Here is a 19,610-nt window from a genome sequence, read left to right as displayed (position 1 = left end):
TTGCCCTTGCTATCAGCTAGTATGGGGGTTAGAAACGGGACTCACAAAAAGGTTCAGTATGACTACTCACTACCGGCTTATCTTTACAACTTGTGCAAATAAACAAGAAGCACGCGCGATGGCAGAACAATTGGTGCAGTTAAAACTCGCCGCCTGTGTCAACATTCTTCCCGAAGTAGAGTCAATCTACATGTGGCAAGGAGAAGTGACCAGCGAAAACGAGACCAAACTGCTAATTAAAACCAAGTCTGAGAAAATGAACCAGGTGATCCAAACCATTAAACAGCTACATAGTTATGAAGTGCCTGAAATTCAGGTTGTTGATGTGGCCACCGGAAACCTGGCGTATTTTAATTGGATGGATGAGGTATTAAATTAATGCGTTATGTGCTGTTTTTGCTCACCTTAGCGTTTAGCTCGCTAAGTTGGGCGAACAACTCCGTTTTAAATAGCTTATTAGAGCCCTCTAAAAGCACTTTTCTCCCCGTTGAGCAGGCATTTAAGCTCGACTTTGACCAACAAGGCGACACCTTATTTGTAGGCTGGGATATTGAGCCAGGTTATTACCTCTACAAACACAAGTTAGAGTTCGTCGGTAAGGGCGCCACCATCACTCCACCCAGTGACCTTCCCCAAGGGGACATGATTGAAGACGAGTTTTTCGGTCGCACTGAGGTCTATTTTGATAGTGTGAGTATTATTTCCAAACTCAGTGATGTGGGTGATAATGCCAGTGTCAAAGTACGCTATCAGGGCTGCGCCGAAGCAGGCCTTTGCTACCCCCCTGAAGTGGTGGAAATTCCGCTTACGGCCCTTGCTACCAGCACGGCGACTACCGCTGCGCCAACCAGCGAGGTCCCGGTTAACAAAGCCACCAGTGATGAGGGTGAACAATCACTCACTGAGCGTTTAGCCAGCCAAAGCTTGGTCACGAATTTAGTATTCTTTTTTGTTGTCGGTATCGGCCTGGCGTTTACACCTTGTGTGTTCCCCATGTTCCCGATTCTTTCTAGCTTAATCGCTGGGCAGAAAAACCTCTCTACGAAAAAAGCCTTTAGCCTGTCGTTTGTTTATGTACAGGGCATGGCCGTTACCTACGCGCTACTAGGTTTAGTGGTTGCCTATTTCGGCGGGCATATTCAAGGCTATTTACAGCACCCCTATGTATTAATCAGCTTTAGTTTGCTGTTTGTATTGCTGGCGCTATCGATGTTTGGGCTTTACGAAATTCGTTTACCCCAAAGTTTGATGAGCCGCCTAACAGAAGTCAGTAATAAGCAAAAAGGCGGAAACTACACCGGCGTATTCTTGATGGGCGTGCTCAGCGGCCTGATTGCCTCGCCGTGCACCACTGCACCACTTTCTGCAGCGCTACTTTATGTGGCTCAAAGCGGCGATTTTGTGGTTGGTGGCTTGACCTTATATGCCTTAAGCCTAGGTATGGGCCTACCACTGCTGCTATTAGGCACCTCGGGCGGGAAATTACTCCCCAAGGCCGGTGGCTGGATGGAGCAAGTAAAAACCTTGTTTGGCTTTTTAATGTTGTTTGTGCCACTTATCTTGTTAGAGCGTATTTTACCTTTCGAGGTGATCTTGCTAATGGCCGGCTTGTTGGCAATTGCTACCGCTATCTACTTACATTATTGGCAAAGCGGTCAAAACCAAGGGAAAGGAAAAACGACTCTATGGAGTTTTGCCATGCTGCTGTTTGTTGGTGGCTTAATGCTGGTACAAAACTACATTTGGCCTAAGCCACAGAGTAACAGCACGGCTGCGACAGTTTCCTCTAACGAAAAGCATGGTGAATTTGTACATGTAGCTAATTTAGCAGAGCTGGAAACCTTGATTGCTCAAACCGATGGCTTGGTGATGGTTGATCTCTATGCCGAGTGGTGTGTGGCATGTAAAGAGTTTGAGAAGTACACATTCCCGAAAGACAACGTGCAACAGCAGTTTGAGCATTTCACTTTGGTACAGGTCGACCTCACCGAAAGTAATGACACCACCATTGAATTAATGGAGCACTACACCGTTTTTGGTCTACCAAGTATTTTGTTTTTTGATAACAGCAACGAAGAATTACCTGAGCTGAGAGTCACCGGTTTTATGGGGGCAGATGAGTTTGCTTCCCACCTACAAGCAGTACGTGACGCAGCACAGTAATCCTTTTTACTGATTAATGCAGGGTGAGCCTCACCACCCTGCTCACTTTCCCCGCACTAGTAAACCCCACCTAGCCAGACCTGGTTAACAAGGTCATTAGACCAGTATTTTGCTGCTATTTACGTCGAACTCTCTATAATAGTCGGCAAACGTGAGAAAAGTTTGCTATTTGCTACTTTTGCCCTTAAGTTAAATACTATTATTTGTACAATCACTTAAAACTCACACGATAAAGGATTTTAGTCGCATTATGGCTGCAAAGTTTAAGATTTTAGTTATTAACGGTCCTAACCTAAACATGTTAGGTAAGCGTGAGCCGGATAAATATGGCGTAAAAACACTGGCGCAGATCACCGGTGAACTAAATGATGCAGCAGCGGCCTTAAATGTTGAGCTGGCGCACTTTCAAAGTAACAGCGAAGCAGCATTAATAGAGCACATTCACGACGCGTGGCAGCAATTTGATAGCATTATTATAAACCCTGCCGCATTCACCCACACCAGTGTGGCCCTGCGTGATGCTCTACTCAGTGTTGATATTCCTTTCTTTGAAGTTCACCTCAGCAACATTCATCAACGCGAACCCTTCCGTCACCACTCTTACTTTTCTGACGTGGCACAAGGGGTTATCTGCGGTTTTGGTGCAATGGGTTACCACTTCGCGCTTCAAGCAGCGGTCAATCGGTTGCAGAATTCGAATTAAAAACTAACTAACAGGCGGGTTTTTCATGGACATTCGCAAAATAAAGAAATTAATTGAACTAGTTGAAGAGTCTGGCATTGCTGAGCTTGAGATCACCGAAGGTGAAGAGTCGGTACGTATTAACCGTCATAGCCAAGCTCCTGCGATGCCACAGCATTACGCCTTGGCGCCACAAGCGGCTCCTGCTCCTGCAGCCCCGGCGGCTGCTCCAGCAAGTGATGCACCAGCAGCGAGCGATGCACCTGCTCGCCCTAGCGGCCATGAAGTAACCTCACCTATGGTTGGTACATTCTACGCGGCCTCTTCACCAGAAGCCGCTGCTTATGTTGAGGTAGGTAGTAAAGTTAACGTAGGCGACACTTTGTGCATCGTTGAAGCGATGAAGATGATGAACCAGATTGAAGCTGACAAAGCCGGTACGGTTAAAGCAATCTTGGTTGAGAATGGCGAGCCTGTTGAGTTCGACCAACCTCTTTTCATCATCGAATAATCGCGCAACTCAAACAAGGCACTAACTATGTTAGATAAAGTTGTTATCGCAAACCGAGGTGAAATTGCACTTCGTGTTCTGCGCGCCTGTAAAGAGCTAGGTATAAAAACGGTTGCCGTGCATTCTACCGCCGACCGTGACCTGAAACACGTGCTCCTTGCAGATGAAACTATTTGTATTGGTAAGCCACCTGCTACCGAAAGCTACTTAGATATCCCCCGTATTATTGCTGCGGCGGAAGTCACCGATGCAGTCGCTATTCACCCAGGTTATGGTTTCCTATCGGAAAACGCTGATTTTGCCGACCAAGTTGAGCAAAGTGGCTTCGTATTTATTGGTCCTAAAGGCGACACCATTCGTCTTATGGGTGACAAAGTATCGGCCATTGAAGCGATGCGTAAAGCCGGCGTTCCTTGTGTACCCGGTTCTGATGGTCCGCTCACTAACGACACCGAACGTAATATGCAAATTGCTAAGCGCATCGGTTACCCAGTGATCATCAAAGCCGCTGGCGGCGGTGGTGGCCGTGGTATGCGCGTAGTACGCAGCGAGAAAGAGCTGGTCGACTCCATCGCCCTTACTCAGCAAGAAGCCAAGCAGTTCTTTGGTAACGGCATGGTTTATATGGAGAAGTTCCTAGAAAACCCACGCCATATCGAAGTGCAAGTATTGGCAGACGGGCAAGGCAACGCAATTCACCTAGGTGAGCGTGATTGCTCGATGCAACGCCGCCACCAAAAAGTAGTTGAAGAAGCACCTGCACCGGGTATCACCGCAGAAATGCGTAAGTACATTGGCGATCGCTGTACTCGCGCGTGTATCGAAATTGGTTATCGCGGCGCGGGCACCTTCGAATTCCTATATGAAAACGGTGAGTTCTACTTTATCGAGATGAATACCCGTATTCAGGTAGAGCACCCTGTAACAGAAATGGTAACAGGCATTGACCTAATCAAAGAGCAGTTAAAAATTGCTGCTGGTCAGCCATTATCAATCACTCAGGAAGATGTGCAAATCCGTGGTCACGCTATTGAGTGCCGTATTAATGCGGAAGACCCAAAAACCTTTATCCCATCACCAGGTAAGATCACCCGCTTCCACCCAGCCGGTGGTTTGGGAATTCGCTGGGATAGCCACATTTATGCGGACTACACTGTACCGCCACATTATGACTCAATGATTGGTAAGCTTATTTGTTACGGTGAAAACCGTGACGTTGCCATTGCTCGCTCGCGCAACGCGCTCAACGAGTTGGTTATCGACGGCATTAAAACCAATACCGAGCTTCATAAACTGATTTTATCGGACGAGAACTTCAAAAATGGTGGCACTAATATCCACTATTTAGAGAAGAAACTTGGCCTATAGAGCTAAATGTTAAGCAAAGCCAAAGCCGACCTACGTCGGCTTTTTTTGTGCCTACAAACCCTAAATCTACTTTTTGTAAGTAGCGCGCACTCACCCACCGTCTTAAAAGTTCAGAGCGAGTCGTTTACGAGGTTACAGCTCAAGCTACGCTCTTAGGTTAATTAGTAAGCGATTGATTTCGAGCGGCAAAATAATCACCCCACAGCTAGTGACAAGGCCCACAAAAGTTTTTATACTGCTCGGCGCTTGTCAGGATACTGATACCTTTATCAGTGGCACGCAAATGGCCCTATAGCTCAGTTGGTTAGAGCGCACGACTCATAATCGTTAGGTCCCTGGTTCGAGTCCAGGTGGGGCCACCATTCTTTCTACTCTTCCTTGTTATTAACTACTAACCGAATCCCTTCGGTGCTACCTCTGTGCTACTTTGATTCTACACCATTATGTACTGGAACTATATTTCCAAATCTAAAACTCCGAATAGCAACAAGTTACTATTTAAGGCGGTCTAATCCATCGAGGTTGAGTAAGCTCTTAAAGTCCAAACGAAAAAACTGCCTAGAATTCGTAAAACCGAATTGACTCAAGGCGCTCATAAATCTGTCTTTTAGTTCGGTGGCACTCTCTACTCCCGCAACTTTTGCCAGCTTTTCAAAGTGTTTATGCTGTGCAGCTCTCACAAAGACAGGTAATCGCTCATGATGGGAAATGTAGTGCAATGTTCCTGGGTACCAATATACTTCACTCAACATAGCGACAAGAAATGTCACAGCTTCCGCCTGTACAATGTCATGAAACTTTAAATCATCCCTATCGGCTTGGATTTTGAAGAGCTCTCCGCTAGGGGAGCAGAGATTTTCACCGGGCCTCAAAACATCTTGCAATAATTCAGAGCTACCGTGAAAGCAACTAAAATCATCAAAATCTAGATTTGAGTAACCGGGAGATTGAGGTAGTAAATAATGTGATGAGTACAACTCCCTCAATAAGTCATAGCGCCCAAGTTGAATCAATGCAGCTACGACATATAGAAACATTTCATAGACGAACACCGAGTGGGCTTCAAACCACTTTTCATTCCATGATGTAAGGCTATTTGGTTTACTTTTCATTTCCAATAACCCTTCCAACATTTCTAGCAAGGATTCACTAAGTTCTAAGTCTGAAGTTATTCCCCCTTCTAAGAGAAGCCAATCACATATGTAATCTCTTATGACCTTTAACTTTATACAATCATTCAATACCTTTTGACCTAAGTCTTCCTCATCCGGCCTTTCCCTCACTCGTAGCTCATCCACATAAGTAAGACAAGAGCGAAGGAAATCAGCTCTATAAATTTTAATTCCTTTCTTTTCTTGAAGTACGGCTTGTCTAAGCGATTCAAATTTCGCTCGGGGTTCATTTGCAGGTAACGCAGTATCATGCTTTATGTATGACGGTATAGAACCCTTTTTTGGTTTAACATGAAGAGGTTTGTTATACAGTAAGCGAATTAACTGTTCCCAGTTTTCGTTAACGGACTCTGGTGTCGAAAAGTCTAGGCCAATCCTAGCGTTCATAAAAGCTGGAGTTATCGGTTCGCCACTTCCATCAAATTCACATAATATTGGTATGAACTTACTCTGCTTTACTCGCTTATAAACTTCACTAGAAATAATAGTGGACTCAGTTCCCACCCCTTTCTCTCTAGCATTGGCTCTTTCTGTATATTTTGAGTCGCAAACAACCAGAACATGAGTGATACTAGGGTCTGTGACCATGCTTTCCATAAAAGCGTATTTTTCATCTCCCTCGTTCAAGTCGTAAATATCTAAAATCACGTCTATCCCGTCATGCAGTAGCCTGTCAGCCCAATACTTAACCATCTCCTGATGATGTGTACTAGACCAACTATACGAAATAAAAACTTTTGGTAATCCGTTTTCTTGCTCAGCCATTTGTATGTCCCTTTCTTTTATTTTTGAGCTTATCAAATACTCTCTCACAACTTTGCTACATAGTCAGTAATCGGCGCTCTAAACTTATTTCTCACCTATGATTAATGTAATAATTATTGGAACTAAGTTTAATGCAACTATTGTTGTCCCTACTCGAAGAGGTAGGGACGACTAACAGAGTCGCTCCGCTCAAAGCCGCTGCTCATGATGCCTTGAGCCCAATTACCCGACCTAAAAGTCAAAAGGCCAGTCGAGGGAAATGCATCCACCAGGTAAATTAGCTACTTGCAATCAGTGATCGATGTGTTAATTTAAATATGAAACTGCTCTCAATGAGCAAACAAGAAAATGGGCGTCTCCCAACTGCCCTCAACACGTCAAGAGGGGCTACAACCGTAGCTGTCAGGCTCAACAGAGCCACATTAATAATCACCAAAACCACTATAGTCTGCGCCTTGAATCGACAGACTCAGAGCCGCTTTGCTTGTTTGCTTTAGATCAGTCAGCCCATGTGTCTTATGACAACTTGTCTAGTTACGTACTAGCCAAGTGGCTTTAAAACTTACCTATATTGGCTTGTGCCCCCTGATCTTCGGTTTTGGTTTTCTATCTTCCACTTTTATTCTTGAGGAATTGATATGAGCCAGTTGGGATATTCACTGAACCAGTTAAACATTACGCATAAAGAGAGCAGCCATAGCACTCGGCAAAATAGAAAGAACATTTTTAACCTTATTGCAAAGCAGCTTCACGGTTTCGGCTTTAAACTCAAAGACCCTAAAGGCCTAAAGCCAAAACACGTCACTGCCCTGGTAAAGCATTGGCAAGAACAAAAACTTGCAAATAAAACCATTAAGAACCGTATGTCTGCAATACGGTGGTAGGCGGATAAAATCGGCAAGCGTAATGTGGTAGCCAGAACCAACGATGAGTACGGCATCGACAAAGTGCGAAATAGCCCCCTGGGCAAGTCCAAAGAATTAGACATGGAGAAGCATGCTCAGATTGGCTGCCCTTATGTGAAGCTTTCCTTACGCCTTCAGCAAGAGTTCGGGCTACGCCGAGAAGAAGCGATCAAGTTCAACGTCAGCTACGCGGACCAAGGCAATCATATCCGCTTAAAAGGCTCATGGACTAAGGGCGGTAAACCCCGCACCTTGCCAATTCTTAAAGAATCACAGCGATCTCTTTTAGATGAAATCCGGTCTTTTACACGCTCATCATTAATTCACGCTACAGACCGCTATGTTGACCAAATGCGCCGCTATGAGCGCGAAACTAATAAGGTAGGCCTTAGCAAAAATCACGGCCTTCGCCATCACTATGCTCGCCAACGATACTTAGAGCTAACCGGCTGGCAATGCCCAGCGAACGGCGGTCCACGCCGTATGCATTTGGTAGGTAAAGAACGAGACATTGATTACAACGCACGCATGCAAATTAGCCAAGAGCTAGGGCATGAAAGGTTTAGTATTACGTATACGTACCTAGGGAGCTAAGCTAAACTTCTCGTTCATTTACTTACCGCAACCTTATTTAGACACAATGCGCTTCTCAAAAAGCGCACTTACAAAAAGTTAATCAAATTAAAAAGTAAACTTGATTAACTTTATGATTACCTATATAGTTAAAACTATCTGTTGAATTGGACATCAGATAACACCTAGCTATCGATGTGACTGCCTTCTGACCTACTCCTAAAGAGGAAAGTTATAATGACAGACTTGGCAGTCCAAAATGCTGTGGAAAATTTACGAAAGGCGCTGGAAGTAAGCAAGTTTCATAACGATCAAATACTTGAACAATTAATCCAAAAAGCTATCAGCGAACTTGAATCAATTGAAAACGAAAGTTCCAATCTCACTGGCGATGGCGTTGGAGTACAACTTGTTTTGAGTATCCTAAAGCTCATTGAGCTACTGGGCACCGGGGACTAACACAGCAGCTTCCTTAAAATGGCTAACCACTATTTTAAACTCGCTCTTTCGCAACAAAGGAGGTGAACTATTAGAATTTTGCGCTATCAGTCGCCACTAATTTACTGTAAGTCTTTAGCACAGAACTAAAGTTAGCCGTACCACCATGTTTAAATTTGAGGAAAAATAACGAGTAAGTTAATCATAATTCGGTTTTTAATGTTAATTAAGTTGTTGTTTTTATTTTACGAGTCTACTTCTAATGAAAATTAATAAAGAATTGCTCTCTGTATAATCAACATCGATTTCATGTCAGGAGAGTGGTCACTGTCCTGTCAAAATTCGTAGAAAACTGACTTATCTCGGATTTAAGGTGTTTACTATGACGCATATGACTAGAAGCAAATTTTTGGGCTTAACAATGTCGTTAGACAGTTATCACGTTTGTTTATCATTCGACTGTATCTTGCATCGAATTTTAACTAATGAGGACTGCAACTGCTTTGTTTCTAAAGTTTCTTTTACCTCTTGGGTTTCAGCAACCGCGAGCAAGCTGAGTCATTTCGTCACGTCCAATATCAATAATAATGAACTAACTCTTTTAAATATGTCAGTAGTATTTATAAGTGCAGCTCGCCTATGGTCGACACATGTCAGCCATATATCCCGCTTTCGGCTTACCTATAGATAAATTTTTTAATATTACTTTTAGGAATAGGAAATGAACAACACAGATCAATTATTAATAGGTTTTAAATTCAAAGGCTTGAGGTTGGCAAATGACTTAACGCCTAGTGAAGTAGCCGCTGAGCTTGATATCTCAAAAACATATTTATCATTAATAGAAAATGGCAAGAAAGTCCCTTCACAAAAGGTTATTAATAAAGCCGCTTTGCTTTTTAATATTTCAGTCGAATCCTTTCAAACAAGTTCAAGTGCAATAGACGACCTGACAAAGCTGGCTGATGAAGCTTCGTTGGCTGATGTAATAACAGCTTTTGAATTAATACTTAGCAAAAAAAGCAAGTAAGTCACATAACAATCTGAGCATTTTTGGGTTAAATAATATCCACCCTCGTTTACTCATCGAAATGTACTGAATATTTTGTAGCTAGTAACCTCCAATATCTACGAGCTTCGCCCTATAAAAATCCACTGTTTCCCATAGATTACTAAGACCTGCATTAGAGGCACCGCTTGCGAGCACACAAAGATTCAGGCTTACTTTGCAGCTATCTTCGCCGCGACAAGAGAAGCAAGGTTGGCAATCTCCGGCGCATCCAAAGAAACGATTATGGATGAACTAGACTTAAGTTATGAAGACAGCAGCATCAAAGAGTTCAATTCAGGCCTCATCTGGGCTTAACTGCAAACGTTAAAGCTAAAGAGATACAAAGAGGAACAAGGCTATAAGTAAGCCCCAAAATTAGGCATGCCTAATTCTACCCGATAACACACCAACCGAAGGATACAGCAACATGCTACCGTTAATCGTCAGCAATATCATGATCTTGTCGCTTATTTTGTTTTTCTGGTTGCTGTTTCGAAGAACGAAATTGCGTAATAATTAGAAAGGCAGTCTAAGCTATTACCCGATTTGACATGTAAAATTGAGCTCTATCCCTGCCCTTCAATTGCTCAAAAAAAGCTCCGGAAAAGTCAGGGGGGTTTTTCTGAGACAACGGTAAATTCATTCCCATAATAGTAAGGCATTCCATGTATTAGTAAACGGAGTGCTTTATGCCGAAAATCAAACCTCAATTTTATACAGCAGATGAAATTGCAGAAGCTCTATGCTGCTCTAAGCAAACCTTATACAACAAGCTAAGTGAGAATAGACAAGCGAAAGCGTGTCATGCACTGCCTCTTTATTAAGCAAGGGGGTAAAACACTGTTCCCTATCTCAGAGTTCCACCATTGGATTGAAACGCAACCTTTAATTCGTAGCGGGGAGGTTCATAACTAATGGCCCTATCCCATAACAGCATAGAAATAATTACAAAGTGCCCTATTGAAGAGCGCACCATTGGTTCATATCCTGCCTTTTTGATCGACCCATGTATCTTGCCTCTTAAAAAGCTTGAGGTATGTACTGTCGAAGGCTTTGGTAAATACAAAACAGTGACGTTGAGCAGTCCTCAAATCTTGCCCCATGGGCACTATGCAAGGTTGATTATTGCTCACCTAACAACACAGATCAGTAGGAGACCTGAGCTCCCCTCTTACGTCATAGCCAAATCTGTAAGTGACCTATTTCAGCAGATAACAGGACAAGACAGTATATCCGGTGGCACATACGCTAATTTTTTACTCTCTCTCGAAAGAGTCTTTGATACAACATTTGCAGTTGTTCCTACAAACAAATCAAAAGATAAAATGCGAAGAAGGGGCTTCTTCGTTGAAGCAGATAGCTTGCTCAACAGTGAGTATGGCATTGGTCACTTCAAAGCAAAGTACAAACAGGTTCTCTATACCCCATCGAGCAGCTTTAAAGCGCTGATAGCCGATGATAAAAGCATTATTCCCATTGATTTGAGATTTCTTCAACTTGCTCGAGCGAAAGACATTGTTCTGGCCCACGATCTATACCTGTACCTGATACGACGAGGTTATGGACGTGAAAGAGTTGGTTTTGTCCCTTGGGTGACTCTTCACAAAGACGTCTTTCCCTATCTTGAAGGGCTAGCTCTGAGTAGGTTCAAACGGCGCTTTTTGCACGCTTTAGACTTCATTCTCGACAGCCATCCTCGCTCAGGCATTAGTGTAGATAAAAAGGGCAAAGGTATCGTCATTCCACCCAATAACTACCTACTTCGCGGCCGAGGAGGCTAGCGTATAGCTGCTTACAAATTATGTATAAGTAGTTGCTAGTAATGTCACTGGGGGACAAAAGTTTGTCACTGGCGAACAAATTTATGTCACTGAAAACCAAATGTTTGTCACTGGCGTGCAAAAGTTTGTCACTGAAGGACAGCACCTCCAATGCAGCCCTTTGGTATCAAGGCCTCTAGCTCCCTGCTTAATATCTTAAATTCTCAATATCCAAAATTCTTATTATTAGGGGCACCTAACTGTGAATAACAAAGCTTATAAGTATAAAAAATACATGAAGAAATTCGATCATTTAAAAGGCACCCAACTCCACGAGGCTGTAGGAATGGCTTTGTATCTAATTATTGATATTAAGAGACCTTTAAGATTTGCTCTATCATGCGCAAGTAAGAAGCATGATGTAAAGCCTATTAAGCGAATAGAAGACCTCGTTCGAATCGCCCTTCCCGATGACTTCTTCGAACAAAGGCAAAGAGCAAATGCACCAAAACAAAAAACTTGAAGAGGCTGCGGTGAGGCATAAAGCGTTAAGAGAAATGGAAGCACTTGCCGAGTCTCATCTCAAAGATTTCTTTGGTGAAGAGTTATGAACACAAAGAGTATGTAATTGCGTCTAAACCGAACCCACCGCCATATAAATGCACCAACAAGCTTGTATTGATAGCTTTCAACTGCTAATTTTTAGTCATCGGTGGAAAATTTAAGTTTCCCTCGATTTGTCGATGCATAAAAAAACTCACGGCAGATATTGATGGTGATTTCTTTATCTGTATAATATTCGACCCAATTGAATCACAGAATAGGTTCTTAATATGACTTTTGAGAAGTTGGCAAAACTTGCAGGATGCAAAGAGGCTGATAAAAGAGTGGCTCTAGGTTTCAATAACCGTCAAAACGAACGCGACAAGGCCTACTCAGAAAAAGCTCGCAACCAGGCCCCTACCGACAAATTTTTTTCTCGTAGTTATAACCTTTAATCATCTCTGTGGATGAGAAGGCAGCTGCCAAGCTGCCTTTTTTGATGGAACAAAAATGCAGTCAGACTTCCTCCTTTGTGAATTTGCCAAAGAAACTTTGAGTAATTTGGTAAAAGAACGCTTCGGTTCAGAATTTCCCGACATTAATTCAAAATACCAGATTAAATACCTCTATCGATATCTTTCAGACTTTGGTGCTAAGACGATATTGCTTGAACCTGACTATGTAGATCGAGACTTTTTGGAAGATTATTCAAGGTACTATGTAAAATGCTTTAATCAGTATGGTGACCGTTGCGCAAGGCTACACTTCTTTTCTAAAGATATAAATCACCCTGATTTTCAGTCTTACCTCAGCCACTATTCTGACGAAAAACACCGAGCACTTCAGGATGCATATATTGGCTTTATCGTCGTAAAACCATTACCCAAAACCTTTATTGGTAAATCCTGCTTGAGGTTATATCCTAGCTTTAATGATAACGACCACAAAAAAGCTCTTAGTCACAGGTACAAAGTCAATTTATTCGGTCTTAACTTGCATGTAGATACTGTCGCATTCCAAGAGCAAGATAAGGTTGTCTCAGCATGCGCAACAACTTCGATTTGGACTGCACTCCAGGCACTAGATAAAAATGATTTACGAACCGTGCCTTCGTCCAGCGAAATCACACTGTCAGCGATAAACCATGTCGTAGATTCTCACAATAGCTTTCCCAATAAGGGGCTGACCAATAAACAAATTCTTCGTTCTTTAGATATACAAAAGCTGAGAAACCATAAATTTAATATTGATACTAGGTCCAGTACTGAATCTGATAACTTTTTCAATATTGTAAAAAGTTATTTAAATAGCGACCTCCCTATAATTCTTGGAGCTGATGTGTATTGGAAAGAAGAGCACGCTCAGCTAATAAGTGAAGGGCGAGGTCACGCTGTCACAATTCTTGGGTACAAGGAACTTAAAAGTAATAATTACCTATATATTCATGATGATAGGATTGGTCCTTTCGCCAGAATGCGAATAGTTACTAACCATAAAGAAGTTACCTCACTCATTGAAGGAAAAACCGAAGCACCTATTGAGTGGGGTCTCATGTTAGAAGAAAAAGATGAACAAGGTAATTGGCAAGATGCCGAACAGATCCTTATCCCTGATAGTCTAATTGTCCCGAATTATAGAAAGATCAGAATTCCCTCTGAGTATATTGCTAATACATGCAACTCTATCATTCATGAATATACCCATTACTACAAAGAGCTTGGGGAAGACTGCCCTTCGGTGACATTCGATATACAGCTAATTAGCTCTGCTATTTATAAAAGCGGTCTAATTGAAACGCCTAATGTCGCTAATAAAGAAGCAATATTGTGCAAGCCTTTGGCTAAATACATTTGGAGAGCGAAATTTCAAAGTGAAGGGCTACCTTTATTTGATATTCTATTCGACTCCACTGAAATTCCACAGGGAGATGCAATCGCAGGAATTTCAATATACGATCAAAGCGGCTTTGACGCTATTACTCGACCCCTCAAGAACATTCTTGAGTATGAACCCCTACATGAAGATTATTCGGGCAAAGACTTTCTTGTTCCCCTAATACGTTCATTTCAACCGGCAAAGGACAATTACTTTGCTTATCTGGACAAGCAATTCGGTAAACCAAGGGCACCAAAACGCATTAATAAACAAGAAATTTCAGATGGCCAACTACATAGCCAAGTTGGGATTAGTTATTATGGGAAACAAGAGAAATGTCTATCAGATGACTTTCCTGAATTACTTAATGGCGTACAGGATGAATTCAGGATTTGGGTAATATCTCTAGATGGTGCTCTATTGATTGGAGAGGAAATTGACAGACGGGGACACCCAACCCTAACAGGGTTTAAGTCAGCTCGTATCGGTGGGGAACTTCATTACAAAAACGAAAAATGGATTATTAACTCTAAATCAGGTCGATATAGCGCGGACTACGAAAATGGAAATGAGTTATTAGCCAATGCCAGAAATAAGTTCTTAGAGATCTACTCTGGCCTTTGCCCTTCTAAGATTGTGATTGACGAATTCCATCCGAAATAACATTCCGGAACCGTAACGTAAGGCACTATATCCAGTGCCTTACAAATTAAATAATCTCAGCCAATAACGCCAATTTATTTTCCTTAGAAAGCCCCGTAAGTAAGTGTTTAAGCCTTTCTATTTCTGTTAACTCCCCTATGCCTTTAGCCACTGAATAGGAAAAAATTCGATCTGTCACATGCTGTGCTGGCTCTCTAAGCTCCTCAGCTGTTAATATCGTATACCCAGCGGTTACATCACTTTGATCAGTTAAGTGGTTTAGCAAGCGCTTAAGGCGGTATCCTGACACACCATTGCTCTCGGCAATAGACGTAAACGTGCGGCGCAGATCGTGAAGCGTAATTTGAACATCGGCCAGTTCGCATATCTTAGCGAGTGTCTTCTTAGGTTCAGTAAGCCACCCTTTGCCAGTTGCTTTACCAAAGACGTAAGGAGAGACTTTATATTCCTTACGGCGTTCAAAGATTTCAATCAGCTTGGTCGTCATAGGGAATTCAACGTCTTCACCATTCTTGGTGTCTTTCAGAAGGTATAGCTTGTCCTCCATAAAAACCTGCGACCAAGGTAGTTGTAAAAGCTCCATCTTCCTTAAGCCGGTAAACGTTACAAACTCGATGTAATCGCAAAACACGACTCGGTCGTTTTGGCGATACATTTTGGCTTCGTCCCGAACCTTGTTGAGTGCTTCCAAAAATGGCTTGAGTTGAGAGCGGCGTAAACGGGTTGTCTTGCGTTTCACCTTGTTCCACATGCGCTTTTCTGAAAGCACATCTACAGGGTTATCAGGGAATAATGAACGCCCTTCTGATGACTTGTATTCTGCCTTGGCAAAGTTGTACAGCGCGCGCATAACGCGCATGGTGAGGTCGGCCTGAGCGCGGCTTTGCTCGGTGATTTTGCGGTGGCGCTTTAAAATCATAGTCTGGTTAATATCTGCCAAACGCTTTGAGTGCCAATCTGATAGATAACAATTCATCGTCTGCTCATAACCACGCACCGTAATGGGCTTTAGGCTACGAGCTCTGAGAAATGCATTAAAAGCCTCGATTAGAGTGACTGACGCAGCCCTAAACTGGCGCTTGGTGTCATTAGGGTTAATACCATCGGCAATATCGGCCATCACTTTACACGCCATACGGCGAGCTGCATCTAGACTAAGTGATGGAAAGTATCCGAGTGTTACTGAAACAGGATTCACTCGCCCAGGTATCTTTTTATAAACGCGAAATGATTTCCTGCCCGCTTTGGTGATATCCAAAACAAGACCTGGTAAGAAGCTATCGAAATATCGAATGCGCTTATTGGTTGAAGTCAGCTTTTCGAGCTGCTGTTCTGTGAAGCGAAATTTAGTGTCTGCCATGCGGTGCTACCTCTGTGCTACTTTGAGCGCAAAAATTAACGCTCTGAATTACATAAAGATTTATGCACCAGAGGCAGCCTTTATATCAATAACCCCATGAATTATTTAGTAATTAACAAGTTAAAAAAGTAAGTCATGGTAATTGTCCATATTGGGACTCATAATCGTTAGGTCCCTGGTTCGAGTCCAGGTGGGGCCACCATTTTTACTACTCTTTCTTATAGAAAACACCCTTAGCTACTTAAAGTCTATTCTTACTCCAAAGCGACTGGAGACTGAATTTACACTTCCCTTTCTACGCCTTTTAGCCGGAAGTTTTGACCTAGTGCTCTAGAAAGTTTACATTTCCTAAATACGGAAATACCGCTGAGTTATGGATGGCTCATGTCCCCTGACACTCTTTCGCTTGCGCTGCCACTCTCAGTGATAGATAGAAAAGGAATCCCCTATGTTTGGCATATTCAAAAAACAACAAGTCGATCTATGCTCCAAAGTACAGGGACAATTATTTATCAGCGGTCACCCCGCGAAGGGGATTCATGTTCACCGCATCCTCACTTATTCAGGTGAACAAGAGTTTTCAGATAGCACGGTCACTGATTCCGAAGGTTGTTTCTCGCTTCCAAAATACAGCATTCTATCTCGCAAGCCCAACAAGCTGTTTTTTGAGAGCTTTGTTCACCAATATATTTATGCTGAATATAAAGGAGAAGAACTTTTAATTTGGTTTGCAGAGCAAGGCGGTAGAATTGAACAGGCATCTTTCGCTAAAAAGTTATCGACTATTAATTGCGATTTAAATGACGATGAAGTGCAGTTTCAATTTAATAGTGGAATGCCGAAGACTCTTTTCTGTGCCAATAGCCGTGGCCGTTGGAATAAAGATTTTAAGATCATAAAAGTAGTAGGGTCTTAGCTAAGTTTAAAAAGAACATGGGTGGCTATAAAACCTGCTCTAAGGCAATCAAATTCTTATACTAACCTTCGAACCTCATAGTGGATATGATTAGCATCTTTAGAAAACATAAAATAGTTCTTTGCTCTAGGGTCTCTGGGCAACTACTTATTAATGGCCTGCCTGCAAATAAGGTTCGCGTGCGCCGCATTCTCACTTATTCAGGTGAACAAGAGTTTTCAGATAGCACGGTCACTGATTCCGAAGGTTGTTTCTCGCTTGCAAAGTACAGCATTCTATCTCGCAAGCCCAACAAGCCGTTTTTCGATAGTTTTACCCACCAGTATATTTATGCTGAGTTTGATGGAAATAAACCGCTAATATGGTTTGCCAAACACCGGGGCAAAGACGAACTAGATTCTTTTGCTAAAAAGCTGGGTAATATTATCGGCGATCTAACGGATCCAGAAGTACAATTTGAGTTTGATAGTGGTGTATCTCAGGTGAAGTACTTCGCTAATAGTAGGTGTCGCTGGGACGCTGACTTCAAAGTACTTGAGGTATTTCAGGATTAACTAAGGCATCAAGTAGCCACCTATCAGCAATAGCTTAAAGATATTGTGCGCCGACCCCTAGGGTGTGCTCATTCACTTCTTCCATACATTTGCCTGCCAGCTTAGATAACTAATCAGAATGACCTTGGCGAGGGTCCCTGTTAAGAAACAGATAACTTCACTTTATACCTATCCACGTTCCTGTAGCCACTGCATAAAATGCTGTGCCGCCGCTGTTTTATCTGTACTTCCCTGATAAAAATAGACTCCCTGCTCGCTGGGCACTGGCTGCCACCGACTTTGTACTAACAGCCCCTGCTGCACTGCGTCTTGGGCAAAGGTCTGCGGTAAAAACGCGTAACCACGCCCGGCTATCGCCTGCTGCAAAATAAGAAACTCGAGATCGTAGTATTGGCGGTCAAAGTCCTGCTCATTCAGATTATTATTGGCAATAAATTGTTGCCAAGGTGGCTCGGTTAAGCCTTTTTGTTTCCATGTGGGAATAAACACCTGAGACTCATCCGCTTTATGCGGCGCTTGGTAGAGCCCATAACTCGCTTGGCTCACACGTTGCGATGCCGGCACAGTGCTGGTGTCACCAAAGCGCAGGCTTATCTCATTACTTAGCTCCTGCCCGGTAACGGCTATCTGCTCTGAAGTGATGAGCTGATAGGCCAACTCGCCCTGCTGTGCGCGGTAGTGCTCTATGCGCGGCATCAACCACGTGGCTATGGCGCTGGTTGTATGAATAAGCAGGCGACTTTGCTGACGTTTAAGCTGCATGAGGCCTTGTTCAATATCATCCATAGCGCCGTGAATATGGCTGTATAACTGCTCACCGGCGGCGCTTAACTGAACTTGCTGCGCAGTGCGAATGAATAGCTTACTGCCTAGCCACTGCTCTAAATTACGTACTTGGTGTGAGACAGCGGTGGCACTGACATTGAGCTCTGCGGCGGCGAGCTTAAAGCTTTTCTTACGCGCCGCGACGGCAAAGGTTTTAACCGCATTTAAAGAAGGCAGCATCACGCTATCTCCAAGAGTAAATAAGCATTGAGTATACGTGAATAGAGCACCACAAGTAGATGAGTTTATCTCATCCATAGCTGAGTTTTATCCGTTTGCGCCACAGTGCTTCAAAAGCCCATAGTAATCACTCCCCCAACAACCGGAGTTAATTATGAAGCTACTACGTATTGATGCCAGCGCTCGCGCCGCCGATCAGAAAAACCCGAGTTACCGCTCGATATCTCGACAAATGGCCGACCATTTCATTAGTCAATTACCACAGCAGGCGGTGCATATTATCCGCAGAGACGTGGGCAAACACCCTCCCAGTGCCATTAGCGAATTTTGGATTGAGGCCTGTTTCACCGCTGACGAGCAAAGAAGTTATTCTCATCAACAGGCACTGCTTGAATCGGACACCTTAATCACCGAATTAGCGGCAAGCTCGGTTATTGTCTTAGCTACCCCGATGTATAACTATGGGATGCCCAGTGCATTAAAAGCCTGGGTTGATCAGGTGATCAGAATTAATAAAACCTTCGATTTTGATGCCACGCGGGGTGATTCGCCCCTGCGTCCACTGTTACGAGGGAAAACGCTTATTTTGTGTTGGTCATGTGGCGAGTATGGCCTTGCGCCTGGTGAGCATAAAGCCGCCATGAACCACTTAGTGCCGCATCTGAAAACGGTGGCGCATTATCTAGGTGTAGAGCGCTTTATTGATGTGCAAATACAAGGGCAAGAATTTGCTGATGAGCGTCACCAGCAATCTCGAGAGCAGGCATTTTCGCGCCTTAGTGAGCTTGCTCAGCAGCTCACTGCGCAATGACTTAAAAACGCGTAAGGTCGGCTGCTAGCGATTTTTTGGGCTTTTCAACCACACGGTGAATTTCTTGCCCCTCATCTAGAACAATAAACGTGGGTGTGTACTTAAGATTAAAACGTTGAGCCACACCCGCCTTATCCTGCTTTTGGTAGTCCACGGCAACGAACGACACCTGGGCGAGCTCAACTTCGCTGTGCTTTAGCAATTTAAGCAGTTTAGGGACTTCCCGCTCACTGTCGTGACACCAGGTGCCTAGTAACACCACTAACTCCTTACCAGCTAACTTAGCCATTGCTTGCAAGTCTTGCTCTGTGGGTTGGTAGTCTTGGTAATGCTGTTGAAAAGCGGGATAGTCAATTAGCAACTGCTCGCCACTCATCGCCCCTTGCTGTATTTGCTGGGCTTGCAGGGGCGTTACCATCAACAAAGCACACAGCAGGGCGCAACTAACTCTTAGAAATACTTTCATTTATCCTCCGGCGTCATAGCAAAACATTA

At 43.3% G+C, this 19,610-nt stretch carries 20 protein-coding genes and 1 tRNA gene; 17 read left to right on the top strand and 4 right to left on the bottom strand.

Features of this window, described 5'->3' with window-relative positions; all coding sequences use genetic code 11:
- Nucleotides 1–58 precede the first annotated feature (58 nt).
- From cutA to MHM89_RS07810, 6 genes are all read left to right on the top strand, one after another.
- Nucleotides 59–379, top strand: a complete 321-nt coding sequence (gene cutA, locus MHM89_RS07835) for a divalent-cation tolerance protein CutA (protein WP_235419212.1) — start codon at nt 59–61, stop codon at nt 377–379.
- Entirely contained in the window at nt 379–2,163 is a 1,785-nt protein-coding gene (locus MHM89_RS07830; RefSeq protein ID WP_151173269.1) for a protein-disulfide reductase DsbD, read from the top strand. The genes cutA and MHM89_RS07830 overlap by 1 nt, the downstream gene beginning before the upstream one ends.
- Nucleotides 2,164–2,413: 250 nt before the next feature.
- Nucleotides 2,414–2,866 carry a type II 3-dehydroquinate dehydratase gene (gene aroQ / locus MHM89_RS07825; protein ID WP_045980406.1) on the top strand — a complete coding sequence of 151 codons (453 nt, stop codon included), beginning with the start codon at nt 2,414–2,416 and terminating at the stop codon, nt 2,864–2,866.
- Nucleotides 2,867–2,891: 25 nt separating this feature from the next.
- Nucleotides 2,892–3,356, top strand: a complete 465-nt coding sequence (accB, locus tag MHM89_RS07820; protein ID WP_045980407.1) for an acetyl-CoA carboxylase biotin carboxyl carrier protein — start codon at nt 2,892–2,894, stop codon at nt 3,354–3,356.
- 27 nt (nt 3,357–3,383) lie between these two features.
- Nucleotides 3,384–4,724, top strand: a complete 1,341-nt coding sequence (gene accC / locus MHM89_RS07815) for an acetyl-CoA carboxylase biotin carboxylase subunit (RefSeq protein WP_022946050.1) — start codon at nt 3,384–3,386, stop codon at nt 4,722–4,724.
- Nucleotides 4,725–5,009: 285 nt separating this feature from the next.
- A tRNA-Ile gene (locus MHM89_RS07810) sits at nt 5,010–5,086 on the top strand.
- Nucleotides 5,087–5,218: 132 nt separating this feature from the next.
- On the opposite strand, the gene MHM89_RS07805 is transcribed toward MHM89_RS07810, so the two are convergent.
- Nucleotides 5,219–6,661, bottom strand: coding sequence for an SEFIR domain-containing protein (locus tag MHM89_RS07805; protein ID WP_239408549.1), 1,443 nt, complete (start codon nt 6,659–6,661; stop codon nt 5,219–5,221).
- Between the two features lie 638 nt (nt 6,662–7,299).
- Here MHM89_RS07805 and MHM89_RS07800 point away from each other — a divergent pair.
- The 8 genes from MHM89_RS07800 (at nt 7,300) to MHM89_RS07765 (ending at nt 14,469) form a co-directional block, all read left to right on the top strand.
- Nucleotides 7,300–7,545: a phage integrase N-terminal domain-containing protein gene (locus MHM89_RS07800; protein ID WP_239408548.1), complete on the top strand. Its 246-nt coding sequence runs from the start codon at nt 7,300–7,302 to the stop codon at nt 7,543–7,545.
- 24 nt (nt 7,546–7,569) lie between these two features.
- Nucleotides 7,570–8,160 (top strand): integrase domain-containing protein, encoded by a 591-nt coding sequence (locus MHM89_RS07795; protein WP_239408547.1) that lies wholly within the window; start codon nt 7,570–7,572, stop codon nt 8,158–8,160.
- Nucleotides 8,161–8,376: 216 nt separating this feature from the next.
- On the top strand, nt 8,377–8,598 hold the full coding sequence (locus tag MHM89_RS07790; protein WP_239408546.1) for a hypothetical protein: 222 nt from the start codon (nt 8,377–8,379) through the stop codon (nt 8,596–8,598).
- Between the two features lie 700 nt (nt 8,599–9,298).
- Nucleotides 9,299–9,607 (top strand): helix-turn-helix transcriptional regulator, encoded by a 309-nt coding sequence (locus MHM89_RS07785; protein WP_239408545.1) that lies wholly within the window; start codon nt 9,299–9,301, stop codon nt 9,605–9,607.
- Between the two features lie 935 nt (nt 9,608–10,542).
- Nucleotides 10,543–11,409, top strand: coding sequence for a hypothetical protein (locus MHM89_RS07780; protein WP_239408544.1), 867 nt, complete (start codon nt 10,543–10,545; stop codon nt 11,407–11,409).
- A gap of 449 nt (nt 11,410–11,858) precedes the next feature.
- A complete protein-coding gene (locus MHM89_RS07775; RefSeq protein WP_239408543.1) occupies nt 11,859–11,999 on the top strand; it encodes a hypothetical protein in 141 nt (46 codons plus the stop codon).
- 222 nt (nt 12,000–12,221) lie between these two features.
- Nucleotides 12,222–12,386, top strand: coding sequence for a hypothetical protein (locus tag MHM89_RS07770; protein ID WP_239408542.1), 165 nt, complete (start codon nt 12,222–12,224; stop codon nt 12,384–12,386).
- Nucleotides 12,387–12,441: 55 nt separating this feature from the next.
- A complete protein-coding gene (locus tag MHM89_RS07765) occupies nt 12,442–14,469 on the top strand; it encodes a hypothetical protein (RefSeq protein ID WP_239408541.1) in 2,028 nt (675 codons plus the stop codon).
- Between the two features lie 46 nt (nt 14,470–14,515).
- Here MHM89_RS07765 and MHM89_RS07760 read toward each other — a convergent pair whose 3' ends face one another.
- Complete coding sequence (locus MHM89_RS07760; protein ID WP_239408540.1) at nt 14,516–15,829, bottom strand: integrase family protein; 1,314 nt, start codon at nt 15,827–15,829, stop codon at nt 14,516–14,518.
- A gap of 448 nt (nt 15,830–16,277) precedes the next feature.
- On the opposite strand from MHM89_RS07760, the gene MHM89_RS07755 reads away from it, so the two are divergent.
- Entirely contained in the window at nt 16,278–16,745 is a 468-nt protein-coding gene (locus MHM89_RS07755) for a DUF6795 domain-containing protein (protein ID WP_239408539.1), read from the top strand.
- Between the two features lie 86 nt (nt 16,746–16,831).
- Complete coding sequence (locus tag MHM89_RS07750; RefSeq protein WP_343224224.1) at nt 16,832–17,299, top strand: DUF6795 domain-containing protein; 468 nt, start codon at nt 16,832–16,834, stop codon at nt 17,297–17,299.
- Nucleotides 17,300–17,467: 168 nt separating this feature from the next.
- On the opposite strand, the gene MHM89_RS07745 is transcribed toward MHM89_RS07750, so the two are convergent.
- Nucleotides 17,468–18,304: a LysR family transcriptional regulator gene (locus MHM89_RS07745; RefSeq protein ID WP_239408537.1), complete on the bottom strand. Its 837-nt coding sequence runs from the start codon at nt 18,302–18,304 to the stop codon at nt 17,468–17,470.
- 154 nt (nt 18,305–18,458) lie between these two features.
- Between MHM89_RS07745 and MHM89_RS07740 the strand changes: the two genes are divergently transcribed.
- A complete protein-coding gene (locus tag MHM89_RS07740; RefSeq protein WP_239408536.1) occupies nt 18,459–19,115 on the top strand; it encodes an NAD(P)H-dependent oxidoreductase in 657 nt (218 codons plus the stop codon).
- Between the two features lies 1 nt (nt 19,116).
- On the opposite strand, the gene MHM89_RS07735 is transcribed toward MHM89_RS07740, so the two are convergent.
- On the bottom strand, nt 19,117–19,581 hold the full coding sequence (locus tag MHM89_RS07735) for a thioredoxin family protein (RefSeq protein ID WP_239408535.1): 465 nt from the start codon (nt 19,579–19,581) through the stop codon (nt 19,117–19,119).
- Between the last annotated feature and the right edge of the window lie 29 nt (nt 19,582–19,610).

This window comes from Pseudoalteromonas sp. CNC9-20 (assembly GCF_022347875.1).
Taxonomy (GTDB): Bacteria; Pseudomonadota; Gammaproteobacteria; order Enterobacterales; family Alteromonadaceae; genus Pseudoalteromonas; species Pseudoalteromonas ruthenica.
Note: the sequence above shows the minus strand (reverse complement) of the source record. Positions and strands in the feature narration are given on the sequence as shown.

What these genes read in the sequence shown, in the direction of transcription:
- cutA (WP_235419212.1), top strand. Translation starts at nt 59, where the DNA reads ATGACTACTCACTACCGGCTTATCTTTACAACTTGTGCAAATAAACAA.
- MHM89_RS07830 (WP_151173269.1), top strand. Translation starts at nt 379, where the DNA reads ATGCGTTATGTGCTGTTTTTGCTCACCTTAGCGTTTAGCTCGCTAAGT.
- aroQ (WP_045980406.1), top strand. Translation starts at nt 2,414, where the DNA reads ATGGCTGCAAAGTTTAAGATTTTAGTTATTAACGGTCCTAACCTAAAC.
- accB (WP_045980407.1), top strand. Translation starts at nt 2,892, where the DNA reads ATGGACATTCGCAAAATAAAGAAATTAATTGAACTAGTTGAAGAGTCT.
- accC (WP_022946050.1), top strand. Translation starts at nt 3,384, where the DNA reads ATGTTAGATAAAGTTGTTATCGCAAACCGAGGTGAAATTGCACTTCGT.
- MHM89_RS07805 (WP_239408549.1), bottom strand. Translation starts at nt 6,661, where the DNA reads ATGGCTGAGCAAGAAAACGGATTACCAAAAGTTTTTATTTCGTATAGT.
- MHM89_RS07800 (WP_239408548.1), top strand. Translation starts at nt 7,300, where the DNA reads ATGAGCCAGTTGGGATATTCACTGAACCAGTTAAACATTACGCATAAA.
- MHM89_RS07790 (WP_239408546.1), top strand. Translation starts at nt 8,377, where the DNA reads ATGACAGACTTGGCAGTCCAAAATGCTGTGGAAAATTTACGAAAGGCG.
- MHM89_RS07785 (WP_239408545.1), top strand. Translation starts at nt 9,299, where the DNA reads ATGAACAACACAGATCAATTATTAATAGGTTTTAAATTCAAAGGCTTG.
- MHM89_RS07780 (WP_239408544.1), top strand. Translation starts at nt 10,543, where the DNA reads ATGGCCCTATCCCATAACAGCATAGAAATAATTACAAAGTGCCCTATT.
- MHM89_RS07775 (WP_239408543.1), top strand. Translation starts at nt 11,859, where the DNA reads ATGACTTCTTCGAACAAAGGCAAAGAGCAAATGCACCAAAACAAAAAA.
- MHM89_RS07770 (WP_239408542.1), top strand. Translation starts at nt 12,222, where the DNA reads ATGACTTTTGAGAAGTTGGCAAAACTTGCAGGATGCAAAGAGGCTGAT.
- MHM89_RS07765 (WP_239408541.1), top strand. Translation starts at nt 12,442, where the DNA reads ATGCAGTCAGACTTCCTCCTTTGTGAATTTGCCAAAGAAACTTTGAGT.
- MHM89_RS07760 (WP_239408540.1), bottom strand. Translation starts at nt 15,829, where the DNA reads ATGGCAGACACTAAATTTCGCTTCACAGAACAGCAGCTCGAAAAGCTG.
- MHM89_RS07755 (WP_239408539.1), top strand. Translation starts at nt 16,278, where the DNA reads ATGTTTGGCATATTCAAAAAACAACAAGTCGATCTATGCTCCAAAGTA.
- MHM89_RS07750 (WP_343224224.1), top strand. Translation starts at nt 16,832, where the DNA reads ATGATTAGCATCTTTAGAAAACATAAAATAGTTCTTTGCTCTAGGGTC.
- MHM89_RS07745 (WP_239408537.1), bottom strand. Translation starts at nt 18,304, where the DNA reads ATGCTGCCTTCTTTAAATGCGGTTAAAACCTTTGCCGTCGCGGCGCGT.
- MHM89_RS07740 (WP_239408536.1), top strand. Translation starts at nt 18,459, where the DNA reads ATGAAGCTACTACGTATTGATGCCAGCGCTCGCGCCGCCGATCAGAAA.
- MHM89_RS07735 (WP_239408535.1), bottom strand. Translation starts at nt 19,581, where the DNA reads ATGAAAGTATTTCTAAGAGTTAGTTGCGCCCTGCTGTGTGCTTTGTTG.